The following is a 5,127-nucleotide window of genomic DNA, read 5'->3' as shown; positions in this document are numbered from 1 at the left end:
TTCGTCTCACAAAACCTTTTTTTGTTATATTTGCAAGCCTTTAATAAAGGGCAAAGTTAATCGAGAATATAAGATATAGAGAACTATGGCGATTAAAATCACCGACGAATGTATAAATTGCGGAGCTTGTGAGCCCGAATGCCCCAATAATGCTATATATGATGCAGGCGCAGCATGGCGCTTTTCGGATGGAACAGGGTTAAAATGATTGATAGATTTTGGCGATGGCAATACATTAAATGCCGAAGAAACACAAGCTGCACTTTCCGATGATATTTACTATATTGTGCCAGATAAATGTACCGAATGCGTAGGCTTTCATGACGAACCGCAGTGCGCTGCAGTTTGCCCGGTTGATTGTTGTGTGGATGACGAAGATGTACGTGAAACAAAGGAAGAGCTGTTAGCTAAAAAGGAATGGCTCCATTTGAATGAATAACCAATTATAAGATATCAGGATAAGAAGGGAAGGTGAATTTTGTTTGCCTTCCCTTTTTTGTTTCTTGCAACTTTAAAATTAAGCTTTCGTAAACAGGCCTACTTTTCTATGGAATACGGAATTTGTAATCTTTCTATTATCCCGTTAAGGGCCGAGCCGAGTGACTGTAGCGAGCAAGTATCGCAGGTGTTGTTTGGTGAGATCTTTGAGATAAAAGAATGGAAGGATAACTGGGTGCAAATCATTACGTCGTTTGATAATTATTCCGGATGGATAGGCAGGCTGCAATTTATCATGCTTGGCCACTTGGCATATAAAAGATTTAAACAGACGCCATCACCCCTTACCTACAGACCAGTTACCCAGGCCTGGAAAATTGCTAACAATAGTATCCTGTATTTACCTGCAGGCAGTTCGCTTGCATTTTTGGAAGGCACCACCTGCCGTATTGGGAACGAGCAATTTGAAATAATAGGGGAGATAGGCGAAACGGAGAACCTGGTGCTTACCGCGACATCGTTTTTAAATACGCCATATTTATGGGGAGGCCGTACCCATTTCGGTATTGATTGCTCCGGCTTTACACAAGCCGTTTTTAAATTACAGGGCATTAATTTGCTGCGCGATGCAAGTATGCAGGTTGAGCAGGGGTATACGGTGACCTCGCTGCATGATACGCGCTTATGCGACCTTGCTTTTTTTGATAATGCTGAAGGAAAAGTGGTACATGTTGGCATTATGCTCAACAATGAGAAAATTATCCATGCATCGGGCAAAGTGAAAATTGATACCATCGATGAAAAAGGTATTTATTCTGAAGAGCTAAAACGCTATACCCATAAGCTTTGCACTATTAAAAGGATGTTTTAACTAATAGCAGCAGAGGGTTTCTGTTTCACGTTCGGGGCAGATCTTGTGACACCCTGTCCTTTGTTCCATTAAACGCAGGGTACTATGCGAGGGCCCTGCTGAGACATTGAAGTAAAAGTAGCCACCCCGCCAAAAAAAAGGTTGTTTTTTTTAAAGCAAATTATCCTTTGCATCTTCCCAATTTATGTAATTCGAACTAATTCGTGAAAATTCGTGTTTATTCACAATTCCTCACAACTTTTTCTGAAATTAGCAGCCGATGAATATTGAACTGTTTATTCCCTGTTTTATTGACCAGCTATTTCCTGAAACTGCTTTTAATACCATAAAAGTGCTCGAGAAAGCAGGCTGTACGGTAAAATATAATCCTGCACAAACCTGCTGTGGCCAACCTGCTTTTAATGCTGGCTTTTGGGACGACGCAAAAGTAGTAGGGAGTAAATTTTTAAATGATTTTTCGGAAGACAGTGTGATCGTTTCTCCATCGGCTTCCTGTACTGGCATGGTGAAAAACTATTATAATGATTTGTTTACCAATACGGCCGCACACAATAAATGTAGGGCAATACAGGGCAATATTTATGAGCTTTCGGATTTTTTGGTGAATATACTGCAGTTTGATTATTTTGGTGCTGAGCTTGATGGCAAAGCGGTTTACCACGACAGCTGTGCTGGTTTGCGTGAATGCAAAATCAAGAACGAACCACGTCAGCTTTTATCAAAAGTGCTGGGCCTCGAACTGATTGATATGAAGGACGAAGAAACCTGCTGTGGTTTCGGCGGTACTTTTGCAGTTAAATTTGATGCTATTTCAACTGCCATGGCGCAGCAAAAGGTGGATAATGCCATTGCTGCCGACGCTGATTATATCATATCTACTGATGCATCCTGCCTGATGCACCTGCAAAGTTATATCGATAAAAACGAACTCCCGTTAAAAACCTACCACCTGGCCGATGTATTGGCAAAAGGGTGGGGGAATGTGTGACCAAAGGTTAAACTGATTTTTATGACATACTCTGATAAAAATCAATTAAATCCTTCCAATCAGGTAAATCAGCGGTTCGGGCAATCGTTTCTTTCAGGAGCCGAAAGGCTGATGGGGATACAGGTTTGATTCCGCAAACGACTTTTTTAGTTCAGAACTTTAAAAACTCCCTAATAACGCCCGGTAACAACGAAATCACCCAAAACACTATAGACATCAGGAAGGTGATCATAACAATAAAAAGCGAATGATGGCGAATACGGAGGCGCAATGCTCATTTCAGAACGGTTTAATTAATTGTAAAGATTACTTTAGTTTACGCGCAGTTTGTAGTGTAGCGCTACATATGCTACAAACGCTAAAAAGTGCTAAAAAGCTGAATAATAATACTTTAACTGCTGACAAAATCTTGTCACTGAAAAAGGCTTGTCAGCAGTTTTAGTGTAAACAAGATGGTTTTTGTATTTTACCCCGATAGCATACTTTAAGCGTGACGCAGGATTGATGCGGTTGCTGAATTGAAAAAGCACAGATCACGTTTACTGCCGTAAAATTAATACCCAATGAAAACTTTAGCAGAATTTAAAGAATCGTTGAATTTAGAAGAGCCCGTTACCGGGCTTTCTGTGCAATTAAAAAGCCTTTGGTATGATGGCAAAGGCGATTGGCATACAGCACATGCCCAGGTAGACCAGCTCACAGACCATGCATCGGCATTGGTACACGCCTACCTGCACCGTAAAGAAGGCGATGTTTGGAATGCCGACTACTGGTATAGCAAAGCACGAAAAACCCGCCCGGACATTTCTTTGGAAAAGGAGTGGGAAGCTTTGGTGATGGAGTTTCTTGGGTAAAGATAGCAAGAGAAAATTGCCCCAAGAGGGGTGTCCCGGTTGCATTAAGCACTTTACGCAGTTTGAAAACACTGTGTAATCACTGGGGATACTCCAGTGGGACGCTGACAGCGGTTTGGGTTCAAGTGAAACTTGAACCGGCTGGGTAAATGGGGTGTGTAACGGGAAACTATTGATGTGACACTTGAATTCTTTTTTGTTCATGCAAAATGCCTGAACAGGCGGGTGTTATAAGTTGTATTTTTTTAACAGCCCCTTCAAAAACGCCCGGAATGTTTTAGTTGGTCCGCCGGCTAAATAACCATCGTTGGCTATTGGATATTTATCTTGTTTTTGAGGATCGAGGGGAACGCTGGAAACGACCACGTTACAGCTGAGACAGACGGTAATGTATGCAACAATTTTACCTTTCAAATAATAAACGAAACCAAGATGGGGTTCAAAGCAAGCGGCCATCGTATCGCAGAATGATTCTCTTTCTCCCAACTTCTTAGTGAGGCTAAGCGCACTCTCTTTATCAAGAACAGCCTGCTTCGTCATAGACTTGGCTATATGTCCCCTGGCGTCGACTATGCTTAGATCCGAACCTATCCCGCCGTCAAAATCATACATCATAACCTTGTCATACCCTAACTGCAGAGGTGAATTTTTAATGATTTTATGGGGAGCGGGCAGTAAAAGGATCAACGCAACAAATGCAAAAATTTTCATAATGAGCGGACTTTGTCAGCTAAAGTATAAAAGAATTCACAGAATTAAAAATAGTCAGTGTCACCACTTGTCATCGCGAACATTTACCCCCGGCGGTTCAAGTGCCCCACTTGAACCGCCGGGGGGGGTGGGCTAAGCAGGACACTTGACCGATGGGATAGCCACAGTAAAAATTTAATGACATATGAGTTGATTTTCCGCATACTATTGTAGCTTTGATAAAAACCCATTCATTCATAAGTCAAAACAATCTGCCATGTTCAAGAAATATTATTGCTTAACTTTTTTAATTTTCAGCTTTTCACTCCTGGTAGTCCGGTCTGGCTTTGCCCAACCGGCAGCGTTGTCAAAAGGAGATGCAGCGCCTGTATTTACCGCCCAGGCCAGCCTGGCCGGCACTGCATTTAATTTTTCACTAAAAGATGCCCTTGGCAAAGGCCCCGTTGTGGTCTATTTCTATCCTTCTGCCTACACTGGCGGCTGTGATGCGGAGGCGCACGCCTTTGCCGAACTGAAAGATAAATTTACCGCGGCGGGAGCTACCATTATCGGTGTATCTGCCGACGATATTCAGCGGCTGAATAAATTTTCTTCCGACCCGAATTATTGTGCAGGCAAATTCCCCGTCGCTTCCGACGCTGACGGCAAAATTGCGGCAAGCTACGGCCTTAACATGTCACCCGGAAAGCTTGGCATTAAAGACGTGATCGGCCAGGACCTTACACACGGCTTTATCCCGCGAACTACTTTCGTCATCGGTAAAGACGGTAAAATTGTCGCCGTGTTTTCGTCAAACACCGACCACATTTCACCTACCGACCATGTCGACAAGTCGCTGGCGATTGTAAAAGGGTTATAAAAAGTATGGCTGTCTCGTCCTCGTTTTACTTGTCATTAGGTTATTTATTTTTTTAACACGATTGCACTATTGTATCGCTACCAACAGCGTTCCCGATTTGGTCCCGGTATCAAAAGAGAAGGAAGCTACTTTTATATCCTTAGCCTTTAAGAAATATTTAATGGTGGTACCCTGCGTTCCGGCTGGGTCCTGCTCTACTGTAATGTCATCATTTTGTCTTATGGTTATTATTCCGCCAACAAATGCCGTAAATGCTATTAACGGGGTTTTGTCGCTTTCGTCTTTTGGGTTAAATATGTCACGTCCTGAAAAAGGTTTACACTTTTTGATGATTAATCCTGTATTGAGTTTACACTTTATTTTAATCCTGTAATAGGTTTACAGTTTTATAAAGATAAAGAATAAC

Annotated in this window: 5 protein-coding genes and 1 pseudogene; 5 read left to right on the top strand and 1 reads right to left on the bottom strand. The window is 42.2% G+C overall.

Annotated elements, in window-relative coordinates; translation table 11 throughout:
- Positions 1-85: 85 nt before the first annotated feature.
- The 4 genes and pseudogenes from QZY09_RS24265 to QZY09_RS24250 all read left to right on the top strand — a co-directional run bounded on the left by QZY09_RS24265 (position 86) and on the right by QZY09_RS24250 (position 3,151).
- A pseudogene (locus QZY09_RS24265) lies at positions 86-439 on the top strand (4Fe-4S dicluster domain-containing protein).
- A 108-nt stretch (positions 440-547) separates the two neighbouring features.
- A complete protein-coding gene (locus tag QZY09_RS24260; protein ID WP_295677200.1) occupies positions 548-1,309 on the top strand; it encodes a C40 family peptidase in 762 nt (253 codons plus the stop codon).
- A gap of 259 nt (positions 1,310-1,568) precedes the next feature.
- Positions 1,569-2,297 (top strand): (Fe-S)-binding protein, encoded by a 729-nt coding sequence (locus QZY09_RS24255; RefSeq protein ID WP_295677198.1) that lies wholly within the window; start codon positions 1,569-1,571, stop codon positions 2,295-2,297.
- A 563-nt stretch (positions 2,298-2,860) separates the two neighbouring features.
- Positions 2,861-3,151 (top strand): hypothetical protein, encoded by a 291-nt coding sequence (locus tag QZY09_RS24250; protein ID WP_295677196.1) that lies wholly within the window; start codon positions 2,861-2,863, stop codon positions 3,149-3,151.
- A 228-nt stretch (positions 3,152-3,379) separates the two neighbouring features.
- Here QZY09_RS24250 and QZY09_RS24245 read toward each other — a convergent pair whose 3' ends face one another.
- The gene (locus tag QZY09_RS24245; RefSeq protein ID WP_295677194.1) at positions 3,380-3,862 is read right to left on the bottom strand and encodes a hypothetical protein; all 483 of its coding nucleotides are present in this window, start codon (positions 3,860-3,862) and stop codon (positions 3,380-3,382) included.
- Positions 3,863-4,118: 256 nt separating this feature from the next.
- On the opposite strand from QZY09_RS24245, the gene QZY09_RS24240 reads away from it, so the two are divergent.
- A complete protein-coding gene (locus tag QZY09_RS24240) occupies positions 4,119-4,721 on the top strand; it encodes a peroxiredoxin (RefSeq protein WP_295677191.1) in 603 nt (200 codons plus the stop codon).
- The last annotated feature ends 406 nt before the right edge of the window (positions 4,722-5,127 follow it).

Source organism: uncultured Mucilaginibacter sp. (assembly GCF_903913935.1).
GTDB lineage: Bacteria > Bacteroidota > Bacteroidia > Sphingobacteriales > Sphingobacteriaceae > Mucilaginibacter.
The sequence above is the reverse complement of the archived record's forward strand: the minus strand, read 5'-3'. Positions and strand labels throughout refer to the sequence as shown.